This window comes from Halomonas sp. (assembly GCF_034520545.1).
GTDB lineage: Bacteria > Pseudomonadota > Gammaproteobacteria > Pseudomonadales > Halomonadaceae > Halomonas.
This window is the reverse complement of record NZ_JAXHNN010000010.1, coordinates 1,080,213-1,104,078: the sequence shown is the minus strand read 5'-3', so window position 1 is coordinate 1,104,078 and position 23,866 is coordinate 1,080,213. Positions and strand designations below refer to the sequence as shown.

Sequence of the window (23,866 nt, the reverse complement as noted above, 5' to 3'; positions counted from 1 at the left end):
GCGTGCCCAGTCAGCAGGAAAGCACGACTCTCCTCAGCTGACCGCCTCCGCCAGCCGCTGCGCCCCGATGCGTCGGCGCGCGAAACCTTGCCAGGGATCCTCGATCTGGGCGAGGCGCTGGAAGGCGTTCTTGAGGGTATAGCGGTCCGGCGTCAGGTCGGCGTGTTCCAGTTCGTCGGCGCGGATCGGCATCGCGACCGGGGCGCCTTTCCTGGCGCGCACCGAGTACGGCAGGACCGCCGTCTGTCCGTAGTCGTTGCGCAGCACGTCGATGAAGACCTTGTTGCCGCGCTTGTCCTTGCGCTGTTCCAGCGTGGTCTCCTCGGGCATCTCGTCGTAAAGCCTGCGAGCGAGTGTGGTCGCCCACGCCTTGACCGTGGCGAAGGGGCGTTCGGGACGAAGGGGGAGATGGGCATGCAGGCCCGACGAGCCCGTGGTCTTCCAGAATCCAGGGAGTTCCCTCTCTTCCAGCAGCGCGTTGAACGTCAGCGCGACCTTGCGCACCTTGTCGAAATCGTCATCGGAGGGGTCGAAGTCGACAATGATCTGGTCGGGGTTTTCCATATCCGCCTGCGTCGAGAGCGCCGCATGAAGCTCGATCACGTTCTGTCCGGCGAAGTACACCAGGTCCGCCGCCTCGTCGGCGCTGGACATGAGGGCGGCCTCCCGGCCGGCTTCGCGGGTAGGTACCTTAATACGCGTGATGAAGTCAGGGAAATGATCGGGCGCGTTCTTGTTGAAAAACCCCGCTTCCTCGATGCCCTCTGGAAACACGCGCAGCGTCAACGGGCGGCCCTTGGCATAGGGCAGCAGCCGCGGAGCAATGCGCGCATAATAGTCGGCGAGGTCGCGCTTGGTGATGCCTGCGGCGGGAAACAGTACCTTGTCGGGGTGGGATATCTCGATCTCGTCGGGCGTCATCGGGCGCTCTCCTTCCTGACCTCTTCCGGTGCCTTGTCGTCGCGCAGGCCGAGGAAGCGCGGATGCCGAAGGCGGCCCGCCTGCGTCCACTCCGTGAAGCCCACCTCGGCGACGAAGATCGGCTCGATCCAGTGGATGGCCTCCTCTTCCGCTACGTCATCGGCGTAGGGCGAGGTCTTGCGCTCCTTGCGCTGCATCGCCGCGTGGAAGTCCTTCAGAAACGCTTCGTCGAAGCCGGTGCCCACGCGGCCTGCGTAGCACAGCTTGCCGTCCTCGTAGTAGCCGAGCAGCAGCGCGCCGAAGCCGACCCGTTCGCCCTTTGGCTCGGTGTAGCCGGCGATCACCATTTCCTGCCGGTGCCCGCACTTGAACTTCAGCCACTTGCGCGAGCGCTTGTGCACGTAGCCGGAGTGGGCATCCTTGGCGATCAAGCCCTCCCAGCCCTTTTGCGATGCCTCCTGGAGGTAGGCCTCTCCCTCCTCGTTACGATGGGGCAGAAGACGTAACGGATCCTCGCCCTTGATGGCCCTGTGCAGGACCTTCTTGCGCTCACGCAGGGAAAGGTCGGTCAGGTCGTAGCCGTCGAGATAGAGGATATCAAAGACGTAGCCGTAGACAGGGCACTCCCTGAGCATCTCCCCACCGGGATCCTTTCTGTGGATGCGTTGCTGCAGCCGCTTGAAACTCGTCACCCTGCCGTCGAAGGTCACGATCTCCGAATCGAGGATGCAGCTGGCGTCGAGCCTGCCCACGGCGTCCGCGATCTCGGGGTAGGTGGCGTTTTTCTTCTTCTCGTTCCGCGAGTAGAGCGTCACCGTGCGCCCCTTCTTGTGCAGCAGGCAGCGCTCGCCGTCCAGCTTGCGCTCGAAGATCCAGTCGGGGTCGGAAAAAGGTGCGTGTACCAGGGTCGCCTTCATCGGCTCGACGAAGCCGGGTTGCGGCGCCTTCTTCAGCCTCGAACGCGCCTCCTCGGGAAGCGCCGCCAGGGCGTCATGCATCTTCGTCCTCCTCCGACGCGATCTCCTCCAGCGAGCGGCCTGTCTTTACCGAGTCCGGCTCGGTGCTCGTCGGCTTGCGGCGTGCATCGGCGTGCTCGTCGTCCAGCTTGAAGATCACCCACTGCTCCTTGCCCTCGCGCGTGCCCGTGCGCGCCATGGCGTAGCCGCCCTTGAGCTTCTCGCCGTCGAGCGCGAACTTGAGCGCGCCGCTCTCGCGAGCGTCCTCCATGCTCTGCTTGTCATCATCGAGAAGCGGCTCGTAGGTTCCCCGATCCCAGACCATCACTGTGCCGGCGCCGTACTGGCCTTCGGGAAGGACGCCCTCGAAGTCGGCGTAGTCGAGCGGATGGTCCTCCACCCGGATCGCCAGCCGCTTTTCGTTGGCGGCGGTGGAGAGGCCCTTCGGCACGGCCCAGGAGGCCAGGGCATCACCGATGCGCAGGCGAAAGTCGTAATGCAGCTGGCTGGCGTCGTGCTTGTGGATGACGAACGTACGTTGCTTGCCCACCTTGCCTTCCTCGCCTTCGGGTTCGATGTCGCGCTCTCTCTTGACTATAGGCGCTGGCGCTGGTGGCAAAAAGGGATGACGTTTTTTTGGTAAAGCGAGCACGAGGGCCTTTGTTGTTCCCTGGCGCGTCGAGGTGGTGTTCCACTGGTTCTCAGGCTGCTCTGGTGCTGATCGACCGGGATCATTTCAAGGCGGCCAACGCTATACTCGACCACCAGGCCGGAGACGAGAGCATCGTGCGCTTCACCGAACACCTCCGAAGACGAAGACCTGACTGCTGTTCTCAAGAATATGCAGCAACAGCAGGTGCAGCGGCTGCTGGTGCTTAACAATGCTACCGACAAGGATCTTGTGGGTATTGTCACCATCGGTGACGTTGCCGATCACTGTCATGATGAGGATCTGGCCAAGGAGTTAGTCGCCAGCGCCCGTCATTACTCTTGAGAGGCCTTTATCTTCGCGATCAGGTTCGTCATAACGACGTGTTCCGACATCGTTGATTCAACCTCGGGGTAGGCCACCCCTTCGATTATGTCGCGTAAATATGCCAAGTCTTGTCCACGGCCATATCGGGACGTCATCGGACCATTGGCATGGCCGAGTATCCAACTGATGTCGTCGTCACGGATGGTCTCGCCTCCTGGCATCTTCCCGCGCCGGGCCGCTTCGGCAAAGGTGTGTCGGAAGGAGTGGAATGAAATACTCGTTCCGTTAACCTGCTACTGGCCTGAGAGTTGACTAAAAGACAAGCTGGATAACAGGCAGTGCTACTAAAACTAGGGGGCGAGCTAGGGGGCGGAAGCGATTTTGAGGGTGCTGGAGAGGCGAGAGATGCAGACAACTCATTGATTTTCTTGGTGCCCCCACCAGGATTCGAACCTGGGACCTTCCCCTTAGGAGGGGGACGCTCTATCCAGCTGAGCTATGGGGGCGCGACGGAGCGAAGTATAAGCGCCTGAACCGCCGAGATAAACCCGTAGCGAGCCACGGCCCTGTCGCGGGCCATGAGTCTGGCGTGATTCCCGGGTAGAATGCGCGGCAAATCCGTGACCGGTGGCCGGCATGTCTGAATCCGCTTCCCCTCTCTCGCCGGCTGGTGACCGCCATTTCGACGGCCTGGCCGACAAGTTCGCTTCGAGCCTCTATGGTGGGGCCCGCGGCGAGCTGCGGCTGGCGCTGCTCGATCACCTGCTACCCGAGATGCTCGACCTCCATGGTCAGCCACTGCTCGACGTGGGTGGCGGCCTGGGTCAGCAGGCTGAATGGTTCGCCGCGCGTGGACACGCCGTGACCCTGGCCGAGCCCGCCGGAGACATGCTGGCTCGGGCGCGGGAGCAGCTGGCAGGCCATGATGTAAGCCCGCTGCAGGCGCCGCTTCAGGCGTTGCCCGAGATGGCACCAGGCCCCTGGCCGCTGATCGTCTGTCATGCCGTGCTGGAGTGGCTGGCGGATCCGCGCCGGGCCCTGGCCACCCTGGCCAATCTGCTGGCGCCGGGTGGACAGCTCTCGCTGATGGTGTTCAATCGCGATGCGCTGAGGCTGTCCAACGTGGTCAAGGGCAACCTGGAGAAGGCCCTGGCCGACCGGCTCGAGGGCAAGGGGCTGCGCAAGCGGTTGACGCCGATCTCGCCGCTGACCCATGGCCAGATCGAGGCCTGGAGCGGCGAGAATGGCCTCGCGATCCGGGAAGTAGCGGGCATCCGGGTCTTTGCCGACTACCTGCGCCGACCCCCGGAGAGCGATGCCGACCGCGAGCAATTGCTGGCGCTGGAGCAGCGCTACTGCCGCGTCGATCCCCATTGGCGGCTGGGCCGCTACTTGCTCTATACCTTGGAGCGCCCCATACGCTCCTCCGAAGAGGCCACCGCATGAGTCCCGAGACCCCCGTCTGCCAGCTGCTGGCACGACAGGACGCCGACTACCGAGGCTGGCTGTGGGTGGCTCCGCCGCGGGATTCCTGGCTGGAGGAGGGTGAGAGTGAGGGGAGTTTGCTCTCCGCCGACCAGGCCCTTCTCACGACGTGGCGAACCCGTGGGCTGACGGCGCACTCACCCTTCGATGGCGTCGACCTGGCCCCCCGGGGGGCGGTGCTGTTCTGGCCCAAGAGCCACGCCCTGGGCGAATGGTGGCTGCTGTGGCTCTGTGCCCATCTGCCGCCGGGCACCCCACTGCAGCTGGTGGGAGAGAATCATGGCGGCATCAAGCGGGTCCTCAAGGCCCTGGCGGCCCTGGGGCTGGGCTGTCGCAAGCTGGACAGCGCCCGGCGCTGCGGTCTCTATGAGACCCGTCTAGACCGGGTGGGCATCGATCCGAACGCCGTCTGGACCGCCTTCGAGGCCGATCTGGGAGGCGAGAGTCTGCGTCTGGTCAGCCATCCCGGGGTGTTCGGCCACGGCAAGCTGGACGACGGCACCCGGCTGATGCTGGAGACGCTGCCCGCTGTTCTTCCTGCGACGGCAGGTGACGTCCTCGATATGGGCTGCGGCGACGGTATCCTGGCGGCCTGGCTGGCCCGGCGCGGGGCGCGGGTCACGGCGGTGGATGTGGGCCAATTCGCGGTGGAGGCGACCCGGCGCACCCTGGCGGCCAACGGCCTCGAGGGCGAGGTCTTGGCAAGCGACGTCTACTCGGCGCTGGGGGCTCGGCGCTTCGATGCCATCGTCAGTAATCCGCCCTTCCACCAGGAGCGGGCGATCGACTATGGCCCGGCGGGGCGGCTGATCCTCGAGGCGCCGGATCATCTGCGACCCGGCGGTCAGCTGCTGCTGGTGGCCAATGCCTTCCTGCCCTATCCGGATCTGCTGGAGCGTGCGTTCGGTGGTTTCGAGGTGCTGGCCGACGACCGGCGGTTTCGGGTCTATCGGGCGGTGAAGGCCTGATCAGGACTGCGGGCCGCGATAGGCGATGTCGGTGATCACGTAGGTGGTCTCGCCGCCCGGGGCGGCCACCGTCACCTCGTCGTCCAGTGCCCTGCCGAGCAGGGCCTTCGCCAGCGGGGCATCCACGCTGATCCAGCGCTTCGTGGTATCGGTCTCGTCGTGACCAACAAGGCGGATGCGCAACTCCTCGCCTTCCTCATCTTCCAGCGTGACGAAAGCGCCGAAGAAGACCTTGCCGGTATCCGCCGGAAGGCGGTCCACCACCGTGAGCTCGTCGAGTCGATTGGTCAGGTAACGGATGCGGGCGATGACCCGATTGAGCTCCTTCTTGTTGTAGGTGTAGTCGGCATTCTCGCTGCGGTCGCCCAGCGCCGCCGCCTCACCTACCTTGGTCGAGAGGGCAGGGCGCTTGATCCGCGAGAGATGGTCAAGAATGCCCCGCAGCCGCTCGGCCCCTTCTACAGTGATCAGGTTGCTCTTGGGTTCCTGGCGCGGATCCTTGGCCGGGTCCCGCCAGCGCGTCATGTTGCGACCTTTCATGGGGTTTCTCGCACTCCGGTATCTGGCGGCGAACATACGCCAAGTAAGCCGTGTAGCCAAGCCGGTTCACAGCTGGGCAAGCTGGCGTAAGCTTGAACGCGGTTGGCATTCGCTGGCAGGGCCACGATAATGAAATATTTTGCGATCCGGAGACTGGCATGAGCGAGAAACGCCCGCCCGCAGACGATCAGGATCTGACCCTCTCGGCGCCCTTCACGGCCGCCGACGTGGACCTTGCCGAGCGTCGCTGCCTGCACCAGGGCTTCTTCCGGCTGGAGGAGCTGCATCTGCGTCATCGCCTCTTCGAGGGCGGCTGGAGCGGCAGGGTGGTGCGCGAGGTGCATCACCGGCACGATGCCGTGGGGGTGCTGCTCTACGATGTGGAGCGTGACAATGTGGTGCTGATCGAACAGTTTCGACCCGGTGCCCTCGATGACCCCGACTCTCCCTGGAAAGTGGAAGTGGTGGCCGGGCTGGTCAAGGCCGGCGAGAGTGTCGCCGAGGTGGCGCGCCGCGAGACCCTGGAGGAGGCCGGCTGCGAAGTGGGCGAGCTGATCGAGTTGCATACCTACTATCCAAGCCCCGGGGCCTGCGACGAGCGGGTTACTCTGTTCTGTGGCCTGGTTGACAGCCGTGGTCTCGGCGGGGTGCACGGGCTCGACGAGGAACACGAGGACATCCGCGTTCATGTGCTACCGTTTACCCGAGCCTGGGAATTGCTGCAGGCCGGTCGACTCGACAATGCCATGAGCCTGATCGGCTTTTACTGGCTGGTCGGTGAACGCGCATCGTTGCGAGCGAGGAGGTAGCGTGCCGAGAAACGCCTATGTCACCGACCTGAAGACACTACAGGGCGAGTGTACCGCCAACTTCATCCGGCTGACCCGGCTGCTGGGCGATCTGGAGGTCGGCGAGACCCGCGAGGTCGAGCTGGTCACTCATGGCCGGCGCGTGGGTGAACTGTGCCTCAAGCTCCAGGAGCGTGCCCCCTATACCAGTATCGTACGGGTTTCCCAGCGCGGCATCCTCGATTCGCTGATCGAGACCCCGCGCATGCGGGTGCACCTCTATCACGATGTACGCATGGCCGAGGTCACCGACTTCCAGCGCCAGCGTCACTTCGACGGCCGCTACCGCTATCCCAACTCGCGCATGCACCAGCCCGACGAAAAACTGCAGCTCAACCGATTTCTCGGCGAGTGGCTGGACCATGGCCTGGCTCATGGCCACTCCCTGGACTTGCCCCAGCTGCCCTGATGAAGAAAGCAGCCCTGATGATGAAGGACGCCGAGCCGATGCGACTGGCCCAGATCACCGATTTCCACCTCAAGGCCGACTCCGCGGTCCGCGCCCGGGCGGGCTTCCCGCTGCGCCAGCTTGAGGCCGTGGTGGATGCGGTGAACCGGCAGCGGCCGGAACTGGTGCTTGTCACCGGTGATATCAGCCAGGACGAAACGGCGGCCTCCTACCGGCTGGCGGAGCAAGCGCTGTCCCGCCTCGACGCCCCTTGGTACTGGCTGCCTGGCAACCACGACCAGCCGGCGCTGATGGAAGAGTGTCGCGAGCTTTACGACGAGTTGGACCTGGGTCGCTGGCGGGTGCTGCAGCTGGATACCCATGTCAGTGGCCAGCCCCACGGCGAGTTGGGCGAGAAGGCTTTGGGCGAGTTGGCGACTCGTCTTGCTGCCGATGACCGGCCGACCCTGCTGGCGATGCATCATCCGCCGCTGCCCGTCGGCTCGGCGTGGCTCGACGAGATCGGACTGGCCGATGGCGAGGCCTTCTGGCGTGTTGTCGCACCCCACCGTCAGGTCAAGGCGGTATTCTTCGGCCATGTCCACCAAGCTTTTCATGGCGTCCAGGTCCTGGTTGATCGCGAGGTGTCGGCCTACGGCTGCCCCTCCACCGTCGATCCCTTCCTGCCTGGCTCGTCGACCTTCGCCCTCGATGAGGCTGCGCGTCCCGGCTATCGCCTCATCGAGCTCAGCGAGGGGGAGTTGGAGACCTGGATTAAGCGCATCGACCCGTGATGGACGGATTGTTGATATGGGTATAAAAAGATAGTTATTAATTCTTTTGGGTTATTATCGGTCCGGCGTTACGCTGTCTCGCATTATTACACCCGCCAAACGTCATGCGAGGTAGCCGGGCCATGAGCAGTCTTAACGCACCGTCACGCGAGAGCGCCGTCGAGGCCGCTCTGGCTACGTCGCCAGAGAGGCAGACCCATCTCCAGCAGCTCGAGGCCGAGTCGATCCACATCATCCGTGAGGTGGCCGCGGAGTTCGACAATCCGGTGATGCTCTATTCCATCGGCAAGGACTCCTCGGTGATGCTGCACCTGGCGCGTAAGGCCTTCTACCCCGGGCCGCCGCCTTTCCCGCTGATGCACATCAATACCACCTGGAAGTTCCGCGAGATGATCGAGTTCCGCGATCGCATGGCAGCGGACTCCGGCATGGAGCTGATCGAGCACATCAACGAGGAGGGGCGTGCCGCCGGCATCAACCCCTTCGAGCATGGCTCGAGCGGCTATACCGATGTGATGAAGACCGCCGCCCTGAAGCAGGCGCTGGACAAGTATGGCTTCGACGCCGCCTTCGGCGGGGCGCGCCGCGACGAGGAGGCCAGCCGCGCCAAGGAGCGTGTGTTCTCCTTCCGTGACAAGCATCACCGCTGGGACCCCAAGAACCAGCGACCTGAACTGTGGAACCTCTACAACGCCAGGATCAACAAGGGTGAATCGATCCGCGCCTTCCCGCTCTCCAACTGGACCGAGCTGGATATCTGGCAGTACATCTACCTCGAGGGCATCCCCATCGTGCCACTCTACTACGCCGCACCGCGGCCGGTGGTCGAGCGTGATGGGATGCTGATCATGGTCGATGACGAGCGCATGCCGCTGGCCGAAGGTGAAGTCCCCGAGGACAAGTGGGTTCGCTTCCGCACCCTGGGCTGCTATCCGCTGACTGGCGCGGTTGAGTCACGGGCGGACACCCTGCCGGAGATCATCCAGGAGATGCTGCTGACGCGGACCAGCGAGCGCAGCGGCCGCGCCATCGATCACGACCAGGCCGGCTCAATGGAAAAGAAGAAGCGCGAGGGCTATTTCTGATGTCACACCAATCGACCCTGATCGCCGACAACATCGAGCAGTATCTGCACGAGCACGAGAATAAGGACCTGCTGCGCTTCATCACCTGCGGCAGCGTCGATGACGGCAAGTCGACCCTGATCGGTCGGCTCCTGCACGACTCAAAGATGATCTTCGACGACCAGCTGGCGGCGATCACCCAGGCCTCGAAGAAGAGCGGAACCACCGGCGAGACGGTGGACCTGGCGCTGCTGGTCGACGGCCTGCAGTCCGAGCGGGAGCAGGGCATCACCATCGATGTGGCCTACCGCTTCTTCTCCACCGACAAGCGCAAGTTCATCATCGCCGACACCCCGGGCCACGAGCAGTACACCCGCAACATGGCGACCGGCGCCTCCACGGCGAGCCTGGCGATCATCCTGATCGACGCGCGGTATGGCGTTCAAACGCAAACCAGACGACACAGCTTTATCGCCGACCTGCTTGGCATCCAGCACCTGGTGATCGCGGTCAACAAGATGGACCTGGTGGACTTCGACCAAGCGCGCTTCGACGAGATCGTCGCCGACTACCTGGCCTTCGCCGAGCAGCTTTCCGCACCGGACATCCACTTCGTGCCACTCTCGGCGCTCGAGGGCGACAACGTCGTCAACCGCAGTGAGCGCACACACTGGTACTCTGCCGATGGAGAACCCGGCCCGCCTCTGCTCGAGCTGCTGGAGGGCATCGAGGTCAGCCGCGATCGCAATCTGACCGACCTGCGTTTGCCGGTGCAATATGTCAACCGCCCCGACCTGGACTTTCGCGGCTATGCTGGCACCCTTGAGGCTGGCATCCTGCGCCCAGGTCAGGCGATCAAGGTATTGCCCTCCGGCCGGACCTCGACGGTGGCGCGCATCGTCACCTTCGACGGCGACCTGGAAGCCGCCTGGCCGGGCCAGGCGATCACCGTGACGCTGGAGGACGAGATCGACATCTCCCGGGGCGACTGGATCGTTGCCGCAGATGCTGAGGTGGCCATGGCCGATGCCTTCGAGGCCGATATCGTCTGGATGCATGACGAGCCACTCGCCCCCGGGCGCCAGGTCGATATCCGCCTGGCCGGGCGCTCCGTTTCGGGGCAGGTCGGCGAGATCCTCCATCAGGTGGACGTCAACAGCCTGGAGCGCCTCCCGGCAGAACGCCTCGAGCTCAATGCCATCGCTCGCTGCCGGGTCGAACTGACCGCCGAGGTACCTCTGGATGACTACGCCACCAGCCCGGGCACGGGTAGCTTTATCGTCATCGACCGACTTACCAATGTCACAGTGGGGGCGGGAATGGTCCGCGGCGTCGCTCGCTCAGGAGACCGCCATTCAGGGGAGGTGGACTGGGCCGGCTTCGAGCTGGAGCTCAACGCCCTGGTGCGCAAGTACTTTCCGCACTGGGAGGCGAAGGACATGCGCGAGCTGTTGGGTCGAGTGAAATGAATCGGAGGCCCAGGTCGCCTGCTGCAGCGGGGGGCGAGGGGCCTGGAGGAAGCGGATGTCTCCCTTGTCACGCCTGAGGGTGGCGATACGCCATGTCACCAGCTTCATGAGGCGGTTGGTGTATACCCTCGCCAAGCCGATGAAACGCGATCATGGCCATGGTGGACTAGTGGTGCACCCCTACCGGGGCTACGGCTCACGGGAGAGGGTCTTTCTCATGGGGCGGGTCTACCGCCAGGTGGGGCTCGGCCGGGTGATCCCTCGGCGGGGCATACTTCGTGACCTGGCTGACGTGGTTCGCCGCATCACGCGTCGCGGACAGGCCAATGCCACTGTCGAGGTGCGCCTGGGGGAGGACAGTGCCACCGTCACTACGGATCACGACGGCTACTTCCATATTCAGCTGCCGCTCAGCGGTAATCTGCCAAAGGAAGAGTGCTGGCACCATGCCGACCTACAGGTGAGGGCCAGGAAGGAGACGCCGGTACGCACCACGACCGAGGTCTTCATCCCCGTGCCGGAGACAGACCTGCTGGTGATAAGCGACATCGACGATACGGTGATGTACACCGGTGTCGCCCACAAGCTCGGCATGCTCTACCGGCTCTTCGTCGAGAAGCCCCACCGCCGCACGGCCTTCCCGGGAGTGGCGTCGCTTTACCAGGCCCTGCATCGCGGTGCCGACGAACAGGGCCAGCGGCCCATCCTCTATGTGTCACGGGGGCCCTGGGCGATCTACGAGGTGCTCGAGACCTTCTTTCAGCTTAACCGTATCCCCGTGGGGCCCATCCTCTTCCTGCGCGAGTGGGGCCTGTCGTTGCGCCATCCCTGGCCGCGCCGGGCGGAGGATCACAAGCAAGCGGTGATCACCCGCATGCTGGCCCTGTTCGAGGGCATACCCTGCATCCTGGTGGGCGACAGTGGCCAGCACGATCCCGAGGTCTACAAGCGGATCGTCGAGGAGCATCCCGGCCGCATCGAGGAGATCTACATCCGCCGGGTGGATGACAAGCCGGATCGGGAGCGCGCCATCGAGGCGCTGCGGGACCAGATACGCCATACCCGATGTGAACTCATCCTGGCGGCTGACAGTCTGCTGATGGCGGAACATGCCCATGCGCGGGGCTATATCTCCATCCACGGCCTGGAAGCCGTTCGCCGGGACGTGATGGAGCCAGACAGAGACACGCCTTGATCTGTCCCGTGATCACGCCCTAGGAGACCTCACATGGTGGTACTGCTGATTGCCCTGCTGCTGGCCCTCTTCCTGCTGCCCAACGTCTGGGCAAAGTGGGTTCTGGCGCGCCATGCCCGTGGGCGAGAGGAGTATCCCGGCACGGGAGGCGAGTTGGCCGACCACCTGGTCCGGCGTCTCGGGCTTGAGGGTGTCAGGGTGGAAATGACCGAGCAGGGCGACCATTACGACCCCGAGGCGCGCCGTGTACGGCTCTCGCCGGATCATTACCGGGGCCGTTCGCTCACCGCGGTGACGGTAGCGGCACACGAGGTGGGTCATGCCATTCAGCACCAGCAGGGCTACGCGCCGCTGCTGGCTCGCTCGCGGCTGGTGGCGGTGGCGCAGAAGGCCGAGAAGATCGGGGCATTGCTGATGATGGCCGCCCCCTTCTTGTTCGTGTTGACTCGCCTGCCTGGAGGGCTGGCCATCGTGGTGGCTGCCGCGCTGATCAGCTTCGGCACCGCGGCCCTGGTGCACCTGGTGACCTTGCCGGTGGAGTTCGATGCCAGCTTCCAGCGTGCCCTGCCGCTGCTCAAGGAGTATATCCCTGCCCGCGACATGCCCGGTGCCCGCCATGTGCTCACCGCCTGCGCCTTCACCTATGTCGCGGCGTCACTTTCCAGCATTCTCAACCTGGGGCGCTGGCTGGTGATTCTGCGGCGTTGATAGAAAGAGAGCCGCCTCACATTCACTTGACGGCCGGCGAGCAGATAGCGAAGTTCTGGCTGGAGCCTGTAGAGCTACAATCGAGCAAGCGCCTGCGTGCCCACGAGATCAACCAGTTACGAAAGCTGGTCGAACGGCACCGGGACGAGTTTCTGAGGGCATAGTATGCACACTTTGAACCTTGAGTCCGAGCCGCTCGCAGTCGGCGCGACTTTTCCCTCCCTCCCGGCAAGAGCGTCTTCACGTGGACCTGCCGTCCGCTAAATAGACGGCGATGGCGGGTAAGCCTGCGGCGCTTCGTGAGCCACCCGCTTCAGGAAGGGGGCTCGTTATACCTGGTGGGACGGCGGCGAGCAGAGATATACAGTACGACGCTGAGTATGCCGATACCGATCATGATCCAGCCGGCGTTGGAGGCCATTTGAGGATTGCCACGGCTCAGGCCAATCACGATCGCCGTGCCGAACAACAGGCTGTAGATTGCCATGATCATGAGAATAAAAAGGCTCTTGCGCTGTTCTTTCTTGATCACGGTCTTGGGATTTTGCATGGAGGTCTCCTGACGCGATGGGAAATAGAGGAAGCCTGTCGCCCGAAGGCAGCTTTGGTATCCGGTTGCCTTTCAGTATAGAGCCCAACGGGCTGGCATCAATGCCCGCCCGCGGAAGTGGCGATTACCGTCAGCGCCTGGCCACCTGCTCGCTCCGGTGAAGAAGCGGGCATCACCCCGGCCGATTGCCGATAAGCACCGCCCGTCGCGGAGCGGGATAGCCTTCGCGGGTCAGGGTGGGGTCGTCCGGGTCGAGGAAGTCGGCCAGCGACTGGAAGGTCATCCATTCGGTGGCGCGCTGCTCTTCCGTGGTGGTTTCCGCCTCGTCCACCACTCGCACATTGGTGAGCCCGCAGCGCTCGAGCCACTGGCATAGCGCGGCCGATGAAGGCAGGAAGTAGACGTTGGGCATGGCGGCGTAGCGCTCGCCGGGTAGCAGCACCGTCGTCTCGTCGCCTTCCACCACCAGGGTCTCCAGTACCAACTCGCCGCCTGGGCGAAGGGCCTCCTTGAGTTGCTGGATATGCTCCAGGGGCGAGCGACGATGGTAGAGCACGCCCATGGAGAATACCGTATCGAAGAAGCCGAGCTTCTCGGGGACGTCCTCGATACCCACCGGCAGGAAATGGGTGCGGCCGCCATCGGCGTCGCCGACGAAGTGGCGCACCGCCCGGAATTGCCAGAAGAAGCGCGGCGAGGGATCGATCACCAGTACGAAGGCGGCGCCTTCGCCGGCCATGCGCCAGGCGTGGTAGCCGTTGCCGCCTCCTACGTCCAGCACACGGCGCCCGGCCAGCGGCGCCAGGTGCGGCGCCACTCGTTGCCATTTCCAGTCCGAGCGCCACTCGGTGTCGATCGGGACGCCGCCGAGCCGGTAGGGCCCCTTGCGCCAGGGGGCGAGCTTCTTCAGCAGGTTCTCGCACTGGCGGCGCCGGCTGTCACCGAGATTCGCCTCGACCGCGATGGTATCGGCATCCAGGCACACCTGGCGCTCATCTGGCAGCGTCGGCAATTTGGCCACGGCCTTCTCCCAGGCCGGCATATCACCAAAACGCTGGCGGTCAAGTCCACTGGCCAGCTGCTCGGGGAGGAGGGCCAGCCAGGCATCCAGCCCCTGGTCGATAAAGGCCCGGTAGAGGGCGCGGTGTTCGGGCGCGATCGGCATGTCAGGCGTCCTTGAAGGCGATCAGCGAGGCGAAGTTGAGGAACTGGAACCAGGTGTGGGCGCGAGAGAAGCCGGCTCGGGCCAGGCGCTCGTGGTGGCCCGCCAGGGTGTCCGGCACCAGCACGTTCTCCAGGGCGGTGCGCTTCTGGCTGATCTCCATCTCGCTGTAGCCGTTGGCACGCTTGAAGTCGTGGTAGCGCTCCACCAGCCAGGCGTTCTCCTGCTCGTCGGCGGCCTTGATCTTCTCCGAGAGCACCAGCACGCCACCCGGCTCCAGGGCCTGGAACAGCCGGTCGATTACCGCGTCGCGCTCCCCGGGTTCCAGGAACTGAAGGGTGAAGTTGAGCACGATCATGCCGGCTGGGCCGTAATCTAGGGTGCGGATATCGCCCTCGCGCACTTCCATTGCGTGGTCGGGGCATTCAGCGGCAAGGGTTTCCCGGGCGCGGGCCACCATCGCTGGGGAAAGGTCCACCCCGGTGTAGCGAAAGGCGCTCGGGGGCAGCGTCCCTGCCAGCGCCAGGCCGGCGGCGCCCAGTGAGCATCCCAGGTCGTAGACATGAGCACCGTGGCGCAGGTGGCGGGCGGCGATCAGGCCCAGCATGCCCAGAATCTGGCCGTAACCGGGCACCGAGCGGCGAATCATGTCGGGAAAGCAGGCGACGACCTTCTCATCGAACGAAAAGCGTGCTACTCGGTCCAGGGGTGTCGAAAAGATCGCGTCACGGTAAGATGCGTCACTCATGGAACCGACCGGTTATCGTGGGAAAGGGGCGTTATTCTACGCCGTGCCCGCGCCGGCTGCACGACAGGACGTCCAGGAGGAGGTCATGCCACATCCCACGATCGACCAGCGCGAGGCCTGGCAGGCCCTGTCAGCGCACGCCCGAGAGATGCGCTCCACCCACTTGGGTGAGCTGTTCTCCGGCGCGCCGGGGCGTCACGCGGTCTTCACTCGCCAGGCCGCAGGGCTGACCCTGGACCTCTCCAAGCAGCGCTGGCGTGACGAGACCCTGGAGCGGCTGCTCGCCCTGGCTCGGGAGGCGGAGGTGCCCGAGGCGATTCGCGGCCTGCTCGCCGGGGAGCGGGTCAACCGTAGCGAGGACCGGCCGGCCCTGCATACCGCGCTGAGGCTGCCGCCGGAGGCCAGCCTGATGGTGGAGGGCGAGGACCTGGTGCCCTCGGTGCACGCCACACTCGAGCGCATGGCCACCATGGTCGAGCGCTTCCACGCTGGCCAGTGGCGTGGCGCCACCGGCCGGGCGATCCGCGACGTGGTCAACCTGGGGGTCGGCGGCTCGGACCTTGGCCCGCTGATGGTGACGCATGCCCTGGCCGACTATCGACCGCAGGGTGTGCACACCATCGATGTACACTTCGCCTCGACCATGGACGGCTCCCAACTGGCCGATTATCTGGCACGACTCAATCCCGAGACGACCCTCTTCGTGCTCTCGTCGAAGTCCTTCACCACCATCGATACTCTCTCCAATGCCCGCACTGCGCGGGATTGGCTGATGGGCCGGCTGATGGGTGTCAATCGCGAGGAGGGCGTCGACGCCGAGTTGGTGATGCGCCAGCACTTCATTGGTGTCTCGGCGAGCCCCGATAAGATGCACGAGTGGGGCATCGCCGAGGACCACCAACTGGAATTCTGGGAGTGGGTGGGCGGCCGCTATTCGCTGTGGGGGGCCATTGGCCTGCCCATTGCCCTGATGGTGGGCATGCAGCACTTCCGCGAGCTGCTGGCCGGGGCGTATGCCATGGATTGCCACTTCAGTGAGGCGCCGCTGTCCGACAATCTGCCGGTGCTGCTTGCCCTGGCGGGAATCTGGAACGTCAACTTTCTCGATATTCGTGCCCATTCGATCCTGCCCTACGACGGTCGGCTGGAATTCTTCGCCGCCTACCTCGAGCAGCTGGAGATGGAATCCAACGGCAAATCCGTGACCCACGACGGGTGCCAGGTCGGCTATTCCACCTGCCCGGTGCTCTGGGGCCAGCTCGGGCCCAATGCCCAGCATGCCTTTTACCAGCTGCTTCACCAGGGGACTCAGGCCGTGGAGTGTGACTTCATTGCTCCCCTGCGCCGTTACGATGAAGTGGAGGATAGTGCCACCCGAGCGCACTTGAAGAGCCAGCATCGTCTGGCGCTGGCCAACTGCTTCGCCCAGTCGCGGGTACTGATGCTCGGCGACGAGGCCATCGACGACGACGGCCCGCGTCCGGTGCACAAGCGCTATCGTGGGAACCAGCCCTCCAGTACCCTGCTCCTCGAACGGCTGACGCCGTCGACCCTGGGTGCGCTCATCGCCCTCTATGAGCACAAGGTGTTCGTTCAAGCAAGGATCTGGGACATCAATCCCTTCGACCAGTGGGGCGTGGAGCTGGGCAAGCAGATCGCCGGCGAGACCCAGCGGATCCTCGAGCACCAGGCGGACATCGCCGACATGGACGACTCGACCCGGGGGCTGATCGAGGCTGTCTGGGCGGCGGAGCGCGGCGCGCGATGACACTGGCTGCATGTACAGGGGTTGCGGTATGCTGAGTGCCGCCCGGCATCCACCGGCCGCCAGTGGGGTCCTCTACCTGCACGGGTTCAACAGTGGCAGCGGCTCGCCCAAGGCGGCGCTGGTACGTGATGTCTGTGCCTCACTCGGCTTGCCCTGCGCAACGCCACAGCTGCCGCACCGGCCCGCGGCGGCCTTGGCGCTGGCGGAATCCCGGCTCGATAAACTGGGTGAACAGCCGCTGGTGGCGGGCAGCTCCATGGGCGGCTTCCTGGCGAGCCTGATCGCCGAGCGCCACAACTTGGCGGGGGTGCTGATCAATCCGGCGGTGAACCCGGCCCGGCTGGTGTCAGACTGGCTCGGTGAGCGTTTCGACAACGCCTATACCGGCGAGCGCTTCGTTATCGAGGCCGCGCACCTCGAGGAGCTCGAGGCGCTGACACCCGAGCGTGTCATGGCCGAGCGCTATCTGCTGCTGCTGGGAACCGCCGACGAGACCCTGGATCCGGCCGATGCCTTCGCCCTGTATCGGGGTGCCAGGACCATCTTGCATTCGCAGGGGGATCACGGCTTCGCGGCGCTGGCCGACTACCTGCCTTCGATCCTCGCCCATGGCGGCCATCGCCTGGCGCCAGGGTGGTCAGGTAGCGAGTCCCGCGGAATAGAGGGCGCCACGTATGATCGCAACCACTTTGGGTGATGCATGACGCAATACAGTGCCAGCTCCATCGAGGTCCTTTCCGGCCTCGAGCCGGTGCGCAAACGCCCCGGCATGTATACCGACACCTCGCGGCCCAACCATATGGTCCAGGAGGTCATCGACAACAGCGTCGATGAGGCACTGGCCGGCCATGCCGGGGAGGTCAGCGTGCGACTGTTCGAGGACGGCGGCGTCGAGGTCTCCGACGATGGCCGTGGCATGCCCATCGACATCCATCCCGAGCACGGCGTCTCCGGCGTCGAGCTGATCATGACCCGGCTTCACGCCGGCGGGAAGTTCTCCCAATCGAGTTATCGCTTTTCCGGCGGCCTGCATGGGGTCGGGGTTTCGGTGGTCAACGCCCTGTCCAAGCGTCTGGAAATCGAGGTGTTGCGCGATGGCAGCCGCCACGGCATGGCCTTCGAGCACGGCGACAAGGCGTCTCCCCTGCAGGTGATCGGCAGTGCCCCCAAACGTGCCCGCGGAACGGTAGTGCGCTTCTGGCCCGAGGAGAGCTATTTCGACAGTCCCAGGCTCTCGCTCTCACGCCTAAAGCACCTGATGCGCGCCAAGGCGGTGCTCTGCCCGGGGCTCAAGGTCACCCTGGTCGAGCCCGACGGCAACGAGAGTGTCTGGCAGTATGCGGATGGCCTGCGCGACTACCTGGCCCAGGCCACAGACGGCTATGAGGTGCTGCCGGCCTCGCCTTTCATTGGCCACTTCGCCGACGACGAGCACGGCGTAGACTGGGCGATCCAGTGGCTCCCTGAGGGCGGCGAGCCGCTGCTCGAGAGCTATGTCAACCTGATCCCTACGACCCAGGGGGGCACCCACGTCAACGGCCTGCGGGCCGGCCTGCTCGATGCGCTGCGCGAGTTCTGCGAGTACCGGAGTCTCCTTCCTCGCGGCGTCAAGCTTACCGCCGAGGACCTGTGGGAGCGGGTCTCCTACGTGCTCTCGGTGAAGATGCTCGACCCGCAGTTCGCCGGCCAGACCAAGGAGCGGCTCTCCTCGCGCACCGTGGCCGGTTTTGTCTCCGGTGTGGTCAAGGATGCCTTCTCGCTGTGGCTCAACCACCACGTGGACCAGGCCGAAGCTCTGGCCGAACTGGTGATCAATGCCGCCCAGCGTCGCCAGAAGAGCTCAAAGAAGGTGGCGCGCAAGAAGGTTACCTCGGGCCCGGCGCTGCCCGGCAAGCTGGCCGACTGTTCGGGGCAGGATCCTGCCGGCAGCGAGCTCTTTCTGGTGGAGGGCGACAGTGCCGGCGGCAGCGCCAAGCAGGCACGCAACCGCGAGACCCAGGCGATCCTGCCGCTGCGCGGCAAGATCCTCAACACCTGGGAGGTGGAATCCCACGACATCTACGGCTCCCAGGAGGTCCACGACATCGCCGTTGCCGTGGGTATGGATCCGGGCAGTGATAACCTCTCCAAGTTGCGCTACCACAAGATCTGCATCCTCGCCGATGCCGACTCCGACGGCCTGCATATCGCTACCCTGCTGTGCGCGCTCTTCGTGCGTCACTTCCCGGCGCTGGTGGATGCCGGCCACGTCTTCGTGGCCATGCCGCCGCTCTACCGCATCGACCTGGGCAAGGAGGTCCACTATGCCCTGGACGAGAGCGAGAAGGCGGCGATCCTGCGCAAGCTCGAGGGCAAGCGTGGCACCGTGAATGTTCAGCGCTTCAAGGGGCTGGGCGAGATGAGCCCGCTGCAGCTGCGCGAGACCACCATGGCGCCGGACACCCGTCGCCTGGTGCAGCTCACCCGCGAGGTCGGCGACGGCACCATGGAGATGATGGACATGCTGCTGGCCAAGAAGCGCGCCGGCGACCGCAAGAGCTGGCTCGAAGACTACGGCAACCTGGCGGATATAGAGGTCTAGCCCCTTCGGGGAGCTGTAAGCTTTAAGCCATAAGCTGTAAGAAACACCTGTGCAGGTGGGGTGACTTACAGCTTAAAGCTTACGGCTTACAGCTCATCACAGAAGTTGAAGGGGGCGCAGTCCTCGATGACTCCACAAGTGTGAATAAGGCCACCGAGCTATGAGTATGGATATCCAGGTAGCGGAGGGCGACGTCGAGCGCCTATCGCTGCGCGAGTACACCGAGAAGGCGTACCTCGACTATTCGATGTACGTCATCCTCGACCGGGCGCTGCCGCACATCGGCGACGGCATGAAGCCGGTGCAGCGGCGCATCATCTACGCCATGCGCGAGCTGGCGCTGGGTGCCAGTGCCAAGTACAAGAAGTCGGCGCGCACCGTCGGCGATGTGCTGGGCAAGTTCCACCCCCACGGCGACAGCGCCTGCTATGAAGCCATGGTGCTGATGGCCCAGCCGTTCAGCTATCGCTATCCGCTGGTGGACGGCCAGGGCAACTGGGGCAGCCCCGATGATCCCAAGTCCTTCGCCGCCATGCGCTATACCGAGGCGCGGCTGTCGAAGTTTGCCGAGGTGCTGCTCGCAGAGCTCGGCCAGGGCACCGTGGACTGGACCCCCAACTTCGACGGCACCATGAACGAACCGGTGGTATTGCCGGCGCGTCTGCCCCACGTGCTGCTCAACGGCGGCACCGGCATTGCCGTGGGCATGGCGACCGACATTCCCCCCCATAACGTGAGCGAAGTGGTCGAGGCCACTTGCCACCTCCTGCGCAACCCCCAGGCCACCACGACGGACCTGCTCGCACATATGCCGGCGCCAGACTTTCCCACCGAGGCGGAGATCATCACCTCGCGCAGCGACCTGCGAAAGCTCTACGAGAGCGGGCGCGGCTCGGTGAAGCTGCGGGGCCGCTACGTGCGCGAGGAGGGCAACGTGGTGGTCACCGCGCTGCCCTACCAGGTGAGCGGGGCCAAGGTGCTCGAGCAGATCGCCGCCCAGATGCAGGCCAAGAAGCTGCCCATGGTCGCCGACCTGCGCGACGAATCGACCCATGAGGAGCCGACGCGGCTGGTGATCGAGCCGCGCTCCAACCGGGTCGACATCGAGGCGCTGATGGCGCACCTCTTCGCCACCACCGACCTCGAGAAGAACATCCGCGTCAACATGAACGTGATCGGCCTGGACGGCCGCCCGCGGGTCATGGCGCTACCCGACATGCTCGGTGAGTGGCTGCGCTTCCGCCGTGCTACGGTGCGTCGGCGCCTCGAGCACCGGCTGGGCAAGGTCGAGGACCGCTTGCATATCCTCGAGGGCCTGCTGGCTGCCTACCTCAACATCGACGAGGTGATCCGCATCATCCGCGAGGAGGATGAGCCTAAGGCGGCACTGATGGAGGCATTCGCACTCTCCGACCGCCAGGCCGAGGCGATCCTCGAGCTGCGCCTGCGCCACCTCGCGAAGCTCGAGGAGATGAAGATCCGCGGCGAGCAGGACGAGCTCGAGGCCGAGCGTAAGCGTCTGCAAGAGCTGCTGGGTAGCGAGGCGAAGCTCACCGACCTGATCGAGGAGGAGCTGCGTGCCGCCGCCGAGGCACACGGCGATGCCCGCCGCTCGCCGCTGGTCGAGCGCGAGGAGGCACGGGCGCTCTCCGAGGTGGAGCTGGTCGGCGCTGACCCGGTCACCGTGGTGCTCTCCGAGAAGGGCTGGATCCGCAGCGCCAAGGGCCACGAGATCGACCCCACCGGGCTCTCCTACAAGGCCGGCGACCGCTTCCACCTCGCCGTCCGGGGCAAGACCAACCAACCGCTGGTGCTGCTGGATGATACCGGCCGGACCTACACGCTGTCGGCCCATAACCTGCCCAGTGCCCGGGGCCAGGGCGAACCGGTCACCGGGCGCGTCAATGTGGCGGCCGGGGCCCACATGGCCGGTCTGATGCTGGCACCGCCGGACAGACGCTTCCTGCTGGCTTCGGACGGCGGCTACGGCTTCATCGCGCCCCTCGACGCGTTGATCGGCAAAAACAAGTCGGGCAAGGCGATCCTCAGCGTGCCCAAGGGCTGCAATGTCCTGCCGCCGTTGGAGCTGCCGGCCGGGGAGGGCGCCAGCGTGGCCGCGGTCTCCAACGAGGGACGGCTGCTGGTCTTCGAGCTTGCGCAGCTGCCCGAGATGGGCAAGGGCAAGGGCAACAAGATGATCGACATCCCCGGCGCCCGGGCCGCCCGACGCGAGGAGTTCGTGCGCGACCTGGTGGTGCTGCCCGCCGGCGCGGCGCTGGTGGTGCATGCCGGCAAGCGCCACCTGACCCTCAAGGCCGCCGATCTGGACTACTATCGCGGCGAACGTGGCCGGCGCGGCAGCAAGCTGCCCCGTGGCCTGCAGAAGGTCGACCGGCTGGAGGCTTCCGAATGACACGACGAGTACTGATCCGCGCCACCGGTGTGGCACGCCCTGGCCAGTTGGCTGGCCTCGGCAAGGCCCTGGCGTCCAGCGGCGCCCGGCTGCTGGACATCAACCAGAGCGTGACCTTCGGCATCCTCTCCCTGGAGGTCCTGGTGGGGCTCGCCCAGGAGAGCGATCTGGAAGGCGCCCTGGCCGCGACGGGTGAGGCCCTGGGGCTGGACATCCAGGCGATCCAGGTGAGCGCCGAGGACTACCAGCGCTGGAGCGTGCAGGCGAGCCAGCCGCGGCTGATCCTGACCCTGCTGGCGCCTCACCTGCCGGCGGGGATCCTGGCCGAGGTGGGAGCGTTGACCGCCGAGCACGGCCTGACCGTGGAGCTGATCCACCGCCTCTCCGGTCGCGAGCCGCTGGACGGTGGCACGCCCGAGCACGGCGCCTGCGTGGAGTGCTGGCTACGCGGTGAGGAGGTCGACCTCGACGCCTTGCGCGAAAAGGCGCTGGCGCTGGGTGCCATGCACGGCGTGGACATTGCCCTTCAGGAAGACTCCATCTGGCGCCGGCATCGCCGCCTGGTCTGCTTCGACATGGACTCCACCCTGATCCAGACCGAGGTGATCGATGAGCTGGCACGGCGTCACGGTGTGGGTGATGAAGTCGCCGAAGTCACTGAGCGGGCCATGCGTGGCGAGCTCGACTTCCAGCAGAGCTTTCGCGAGCGCATGGCGAAGCTCAAGGGGCTGGATGAGTCGGTGCTCGCCGAGATCGCCGAATCCCTGCCGCTGATGGATGGCCTCGAGCGGCTGATGTGGCACCTCAAGCGACTGGGCTATCGCACGGCGATCCTCTCGGGTGGCTTCAGCTATTTCGCCCGCCACCTGCAGGAGAAGCTCGGATTCGACGAAGTCCATGCCAACGAGCTGCTGATCGAAGATGGCAAGGTCACCGGCGAGGTGCGCGAGCCGATCCTCGATGCCGACCGCAAGGCCGAACTGCTCCACGAGATCGCTCGCCGCGAGGGCCTGGCCATGGAGCAGACCATCGCCGTGGGCGACGGGGCCAATGACCTCAAGATGCTCGCCGCCGCAGGGCTCGGCATCGCCTTCCGGGCCAAACCTCTGGTGCGGGCCGAAGCGCGCCAGTCGATCTCCACCTTGGGGCTGGATGCCGTGCTCTATCTGATTGGTTATCGCCAGGGGGATCTGGAGGAGAGGGAATCGTGAGCACAAGCTTCGAGACCTGGCGCGATCGCTTCGAGCGGCTGCGCGCCCACAAGGCCTTCGAGCTGACGGTGATCACCATTATCGTGGTTTCAGCGCTGCTGATTGGCGCCAAGACCTACGAAGAGGAAGTCAGCCCCTTCCAGCAGTGGCTGCTGGCCATGGATGTGGCGGTTACGGTGTTCTTCCTGGTGGAGATCCTGATCCGCATGGCCGCCGAGAAGCGACTGCGCGACTTTTTCCGCAAGGGATGGAACGTTTTCGACTTCCTCATCGTTACCGCTAGCCTGATTCCCCTGGACGACTCGGAGATGGTGCTGCTGGCGCGGCTGCTGCGCATCTTCCGTGTGCTGCGTCTGGTATCGATGATTCCCGAGCTGCGCATGCTGATCGCTGCACTGTTCAAGTCGATACCGCGAATGGGTTACGTTGCCCTGCTGATGTTCATCATCTTCTACATCTACGCGGCCATCGGCAGCTTCCTGTTCGCCGATATTGATGACTTCCTGTGGGGCAATATCTCGACGGCGATGCTGACCCTGTTTCGAGTGGCGACCTTCGAGGACTGGACTGACGTCATGTACGCCACTCAGGAGGTGTATGCCTGGAGCTGGATCTACTACCTGACATTTATTTTCCTCACTGCCTTCATCTTTCTGAACATGATGATCGGCATCGTGCTCGATGTCATGCAGAAGGAAAACCTGCAGATGGAGCTCGAGAGCGGCGAGGGCGAGGCCGCGGAACTGCATGGCCTGCGTCACGACGTGCGTCAGCTGCGTGACCAGCTCGACCGCATGGAGGCGGCGATGATGGCCGGACATCGGCAGATGTCGACGTTGACAGAAGCGAGAAAGACTGATTCTCTAGAGGCATGAATATGACATTTTGCTTCCTCGTTCTCGATCTACGACTACTACTAGCCTGCTCGCTGAGCGCGACGGGCGACGCCTTGGCGTCGCCATCGCCTGACCAGCCCGCAACCCGCTAGTACGAAGTTCCGGTTGAAACGAGGTCGCACGATGTCCACCACACGCAGTACCTGCCCCATGCATTGCCGCTGTTGCCGATTCCTGTCAGTATGCTTCTCGTGCATATCCTGAGCACGTCATGGTCGAGACAGT

25 protein-coding genes and 1 tRNA gene are annotated in these 23,866 nt (G+C 64.7%); 18 read left to right on the top strand and 8 right to left on the bottom strand.

What is annotated here, in order from left to right; translation table 11 throughout:
- Positions 1-33 precede the first annotated feature (33 nt).
- The 3 genes from ligD (U5L98_RS13850) to U5L98_RS13840 are packed head-to-tail and all read right to left on the bottom strand — an operon-like array spanning position 34 to position 2,529.
- On the bottom strand, positions 34-921 hold the full coding sequence (gene ligD / locus U5L98_RS13850; RefSeq protein WP_322558846.1) for a non-homologous end-joining DNA ligase: 888 nt from the start codon (positions 919-921) through the stop codon (positions 34-36).
- On the bottom strand, positions 918-1,919 hold the full coding sequence (gene ligD, locus U5L98_RS13845) for a non-homologous end-joining DNA ligase (RefSeq protein ID WP_322558845.1): 1,002 nt from the start codon (positions 1,917-1,919) through the stop codon (positions 918-920). The genes ligD (U5L98_RS13850) and ligD (U5L98_RS13845) overlap by 4 nt, the downstream gene beginning before the upstream one ends.
- Entirely contained in the window at positions 1,912-2,529 is a 618-nt protein-coding gene (locus tag U5L98_RS13840) for a DNA polymerase ligase N-terminal domain-containing protein (protein ID WP_322558844.1), read from the bottom strand. Before U5L98_RS13840 ends, ligD (U5L98_RS13845) begins: the two co-directional genes overlap by 8 nt.
- Here U5L98_RS13840 and U5L98_RS19060 point away from each other — a divergent pair.
- Entirely contained in the window at positions 2,490-2,756 is a 267-nt protein-coding gene (locus U5L98_RS19060) for a diguanylate cyclase domain-containing protein (protein WP_416208249.1), read from the top strand. The genes U5L98_RS13840 and U5L98_RS19060 overlap by 40 nt on opposite strands.
- Positions 2,719-2,871 (top strand): hypothetical protein, encoded by a 153-nt coding sequence (locus tag U5L98_RS19055; RefSeq protein ID WP_416208248.1) that lies wholly within the window; start codon positions 2,719-2,721, stop codon positions 2,869-2,871. The genes U5L98_RS19060 and U5L98_RS19055 overlap by 38 nt, the downstream gene beginning before the upstream one ends.
- 411 nt (positions 2,872-3,282) lie before the next feature.
- Here U5L98_RS19055 and U5L98_RS13830 read toward each other — a convergent pair.
- A tRNA-Arg gene (locus U5L98_RS13830) sits at positions 3,283-3,359 on the bottom strand.
- 130 nt (positions 3,360-3,489) lie between these two features.
- On the opposite strand from U5L98_RS13830, the gene U5L98_RS13825 reads away from it, so the two are divergent.
- Both U5L98_RS13825 and U5L98_RS13820 read left to right on the top strand, forming a co-directional pair.
- Positions 3,490-4,299: a methyltransferase domain-containing protein gene (locus U5L98_RS13825; protein ID WP_322558842.1), complete on the top strand. Its 810-nt coding sequence runs from the start codon at positions 3,490-3,492 to the stop codon at positions 4,297-4,299.
- Positions 4,296-5,306, top strand: coding sequence for a methyltransferase (locus U5L98_RS13820; RefSeq protein WP_322558841.1), 1,011 nt, complete (start codon positions 4,296-4,298; stop codon positions 5,304-5,306). The genes U5L98_RS13825 and U5L98_RS13820 overlap by 4 nt, the downstream gene beginning before the upstream one ends.
- Here U5L98_RS13820 and greB read toward each other — a convergent pair whose 3' ends face one another.
- On the bottom strand, positions 5,307-5,846 hold the full coding sequence (gene greB / locus U5L98_RS13815; RefSeq protein ID WP_322558840.1) for a transcription elongation factor GreB: 540 nt from the start codon (positions 5,844-5,846) through the stop codon (positions 5,307-5,309).
- A 158-nt stretch (positions 5,847-6,004) separates the two neighbouring features.
- Between greB and U5L98_RS13810 the strand changes: the two genes are divergently transcribed.
- The 8 genes from U5L98_RS13810 to U5L98_RS19050 all read left to right on the top strand — a co-directional run bounded on the left by U5L98_RS13810 (position 6,005) and on the right by U5L98_RS19050 (position 12,476).
- Entirely contained in the window at positions 6,005-6,655 is a 651-nt protein-coding gene (locus U5L98_RS13810) for an NUDIX domain-containing protein (RefSeq protein ID WP_322558839.1), read from the top strand.
- A 1-nt stretch (position 6,656) separates the two neighbouring features.
- Positions 6,657-7,103: a DUF1249 domain-containing protein gene (locus U5L98_RS13805; RefSeq protein WP_322558838.1), complete on the top strand. Its 447-nt coding sequence runs from the start codon at positions 6,657-6,659 to the stop codon at positions 7,101-7,103.
- Complete coding sequence (locus U5L98_RS13800; protein WP_322558837.1) at positions 7,103-7,876, top strand: phosphodiesterase; 774 nt, start codon at positions 7,103-7,105, stop codon at positions 7,874-7,876. Before U5L98_RS13805 ends, U5L98_RS13800 begins: the two co-directional genes overlap by 1 nt.
- Before the next feature lie 122 nt (positions 7,877-7,998).
- Positions 7,999-8,961: a sulfate adenylyltransferase subunit CysD gene (cysD, locus tag U5L98_RS13795; RefSeq protein WP_322558836.1), complete on the top strand. Its 963-nt coding sequence runs from the start codon at positions 7,999-8,001 to the stop codon at positions 8,959-8,961.
- Positions 8,961-10,409: a sulfate adenylyltransferase subunit CysN gene (cysN, locus tag U5L98_RS13790; RefSeq protein WP_322558835.1), complete on the top strand. Its 1,449-nt coding sequence runs from the start codon at positions 8,961-8,963 to the stop codon at positions 10,407-10,409. Before cysD ends, cysN begins: the two co-directional genes overlap by 1 nt.
- A gap of 55 nt (positions 10,410-10,464) precedes the next feature.
- Positions 10,465-11,604 carry an App1 family protein gene (locus U5L98_RS13785; protein ID WP_322558834.1) on the top strand — a complete coding sequence of 380 codons (1,140 nt, stop codon included), beginning with the start codon at positions 10,465-10,467 and terminating at the stop codon, positions 11,602-11,604.
- 33 nt (positions 11,605-11,637) lie between these two features.
- The gene (locus U5L98_RS13780; RefSeq protein ID WP_322558833.1) at positions 11,638-12,312 is read left to right on the top strand and encodes a zinc metallopeptidase; all 675 of its coding nucleotides are present in this window, start codon (positions 11,638-11,640) and stop codon (positions 12,310-12,312) included.
- Complete coding sequence (locus U5L98_RS19050) at positions 12,309-12,476, top strand: DUF4160 domain-containing protein (protein WP_416208247.1); 168 nt, start codon at positions 12,309-12,311, stop codon at positions 12,474-12,476. Before U5L98_RS13780 ends, U5L98_RS19050 begins: the two co-directional genes overlap by 4 nt.
- A gap of 149 nt (positions 12,477-12,625) precedes the next feature.
- Here the strand turns inward: U5L98_RS19050 and U5L98_RS13775 are convergent, their stop codons facing one another.
- The 3 genes from U5L98_RS13775 to cmoA form a co-directional block, all read right to left on the bottom strand.
- On the bottom strand, positions 12,626-12,862 hold the full coding sequence (locus tag U5L98_RS13775) for a hypothetical protein (RefSeq protein ID WP_322558832.1): 237 nt from the start codon (positions 12,860-12,862) through the stop codon (positions 12,626-12,628).
- A 172-nt stretch (positions 12,863-13,034) separates the two neighbouring features.
- Positions 13,035-14,027, bottom strand: coding sequence for a tRNA 5-methoxyuridine(34)/uridine 5-oxyacetic acid(34) synthase CmoB (gene cmoB, locus U5L98_RS13770; RefSeq protein ID WP_322558831.1), 993 nt, complete (start codon positions 14,025-14,027; stop codon positions 13,035-13,037).
- A gap of 1 nt (position 14,028) precedes the next feature.
- Entirely contained in the window at positions 14,029-14,772 is a 744-nt protein-coding gene (gene cmoA / locus U5L98_RS13765; protein WP_322558830.1) for a carboxy-S-adenosyl-L-methionine synthase CmoA, read from the bottom strand.
- A gap of 85 nt (positions 14,773-14,857) precedes the next feature.
- On the opposite strand from cmoA, the gene pgi reads away from it, so the two are divergent.
- The 6 genes from pgi to U5L98_RS13735 all read left to right on the top strand — a co-directional run bounded on the left by pgi (position 14,858) and on the right by U5L98_RS13735 (position 23,620).
- Positions 14,858-16,540 (top strand): glucose-6-phosphate isomerase, encoded by a 1,683-nt coding sequence (gene pgi / locus U5L98_RS13760; protein ID WP_322558829.1) that lies wholly within the window; start codon positions 14,858-14,860, stop codon positions 16,538-16,540.
- 28 nt (positions 16,541-16,568) lie between these two features.
- The gene (locus U5L98_RS13755; protein WP_322558828.1) at positions 16,569-17,237 is read left to right on the top strand and encodes a YqiA/YcfP family alpha/beta fold hydrolase; all 669 of its coding nucleotides are present in this window, start codon (positions 16,569-16,571) and stop codon (positions 17,235-17,237) included.
- 3 nt (positions 17,238-17,240) lie between these two features.
- Entirely contained in the window at positions 17,241-19,121 is a 1,881-nt protein-coding gene (gene parE / locus U5L98_RS13750; protein ID WP_322558827.1) for a DNA topoisomerase IV subunit B, read from the top strand.
- A 160-nt stretch (positions 19,122-19,281) separates the two neighbouring features.
- Positions 19,282-21,534, top strand: coding sequence for a DNA topoisomerase IV subunit A (parC, locus tag U5L98_RS13745; protein ID WP_322558826.1), 2,253 nt, complete (start codon positions 19,282-19,284; stop codon positions 21,532-21,534).
- Entirely contained in the window at positions 21,531-22,745 is a 1,215-nt protein-coding gene (gene serB, locus U5L98_RS13740; RefSeq protein WP_322558825.1) for a phosphoserine phosphatase SerB, read from the top strand. The genes parC and serB overlap by 4 nt, the downstream gene beginning before the upstream one ends.
- Positions 22,742-23,620 (top strand): ion transporter, encoded by an 879-nt coding sequence (locus U5L98_RS13735; protein ID WP_322558824.1) that lies wholly within the window; start codon positions 22,742-22,744, stop codon positions 23,618-23,620. Before serB ends, U5L98_RS13735 begins: the two co-directional genes overlap by 4 nt.
- Positions 23,621-23,866: the final 246 nt, after the last annotated feature.

What these genes read in the sequence shown, in the direction of transcription:
- U5L98_RS19055 (WP_416208248.1), top strand. Translation starts at nt 2,719, where the DNA reads ATGCAGCAACAGCAGGTGCAGCGGCTGCTGGTGCTTAACAATGCTACC.
- cmoB (WP_322558831.1), bottom strand. Translation starts at nt 14,027, where the DNA reads ATGCCGATCGCGCCCGAACACCGCGCCCTCTACCGGGCCTTTATCGAC.
- U5L98_RS13755 (WP_322558828.1), top strand. Translation starts at nt 16,569, where the DNA reads ATGCTGAGTGCCGCCCGGCATCCACCGGCCGCCAGTGGGGTCCTCTAC.
- ligD (WP_322558846.1), bottom strand. Translation starts at nt 921, where the DNA reads ATGACGCCCGACGAGATCGAGATATCCCACCCCGACAAGGTACTGTTT.
- cysD (WP_322558836.1), top strand. Translation starts at nt 7,999, where the DNA reads ATGAGCAGTCTTAACGCACCGTCACGCGAGAGCGCCGTCGAGGCCGCT.
- U5L98_RS13800 (WP_322558837.1), top strand. Translation starts at nt 7,103, where the DNA reads ATGAAGAAAGCAGCCCTGATGATGAAGGACGCCGAGCCGATGCGACTG.
- U5L98_RS13780 (WP_322558833.1), top strand. Translation starts at nt 11,638, where the DNA reads ATGGTGGTACTGCTGATTGCCCTGCTGCTGGCCCTCTTCCTGCTGCCC.
- parC (WP_322558826.1), top strand. Translation starts at nt 19,282, where the DNA reads ATGAGTATGGATATCCAGGTAGCGGAGGGCGACGTCGAGCGCCTATCG.
- parE (WP_322558827.1), top strand. Translation starts at nt 17,241, where the DNA reads ATGACGCAATACAGTGCCAGCTCCATCGAGGTCCTTTCCGGCCTCGAG.
- serB (WP_322558825.1), top strand. Translation starts at nt 21,531, where the DNA reads ATGACACGACGAGTACTGATCCGCGCCACCGGTGTGGCACGCCCTGGC.
- U5L98_RS13810 (WP_322558839.1), top strand. Translation starts at nt 6,005, where the DNA reads ATGAGCGAGAAACGCCCGCCCGCAGACGATCAGGATCTGACCCTCTCG.
- cysN (WP_322558835.1), top strand. Translation starts at nt 8,961, where the DNA reads ATGTCACACCAATCGACCCTGATCGCCGACAACATCGAGCAGTATCTG.
- greB (WP_322558840.1), bottom strand. Translation starts at nt 5,846, where the DNA reads ATGAAAGGTCGCAACATGACGCGCTGGCGGGACCCGGCCAAGGATCCG.
- U5L98_RS13825 (WP_322558842.1), top strand. Translation starts at nt 3,490, where the DNA reads ATGTCTGAATCCGCTTCCCCTCTCTCGCCGGCTGGTGACCGCCATTTC.
- cmoA (WP_322558830.1), bottom strand. Translation starts at nt 14,772, where the DNA reads ATGAGTGACGCATCTTACCGTGACGCGATCTTTTCGACACCCCTGGAC.
- pgi (WP_322558829.1), top strand. Translation starts at nt 14,858, where the DNA reads ATGCCACATCCCACGATCGACCAGCGCGAGGCCTGGCAGGCCCTGTCA.
- U5L98_RS13785 (WP_322558834.1), top strand. Translation starts at nt 10,465, where the DNA reads ATGTCTCCCTTGTCACGCCTGAGGGTGGCGATACGCCATGTCACCAGC.
- ligD (WP_322558845.1), bottom strand. Translation starts at nt 1,919, where the DNA reads ATGCATGACGCCCTGGCGGCGCTTCCCGAGGAGGCGCGTTCGAGGCTG.
- U5L98_RS13775 (WP_322558832.1), bottom strand. Translation starts at nt 12,862, where the DNA reads ATGCAAAATCCCAAGACCGTGATCAAGAAAGAACAGCGCAAGAGCCTT.
- U5L98_RS13820 (WP_322558841.1), top strand. Translation starts at nt 4,296, where the DNA reads ATGAGTCCCGAGACCCCCGTCTGCCAGCTGCTGGCACGACAGGACGCC.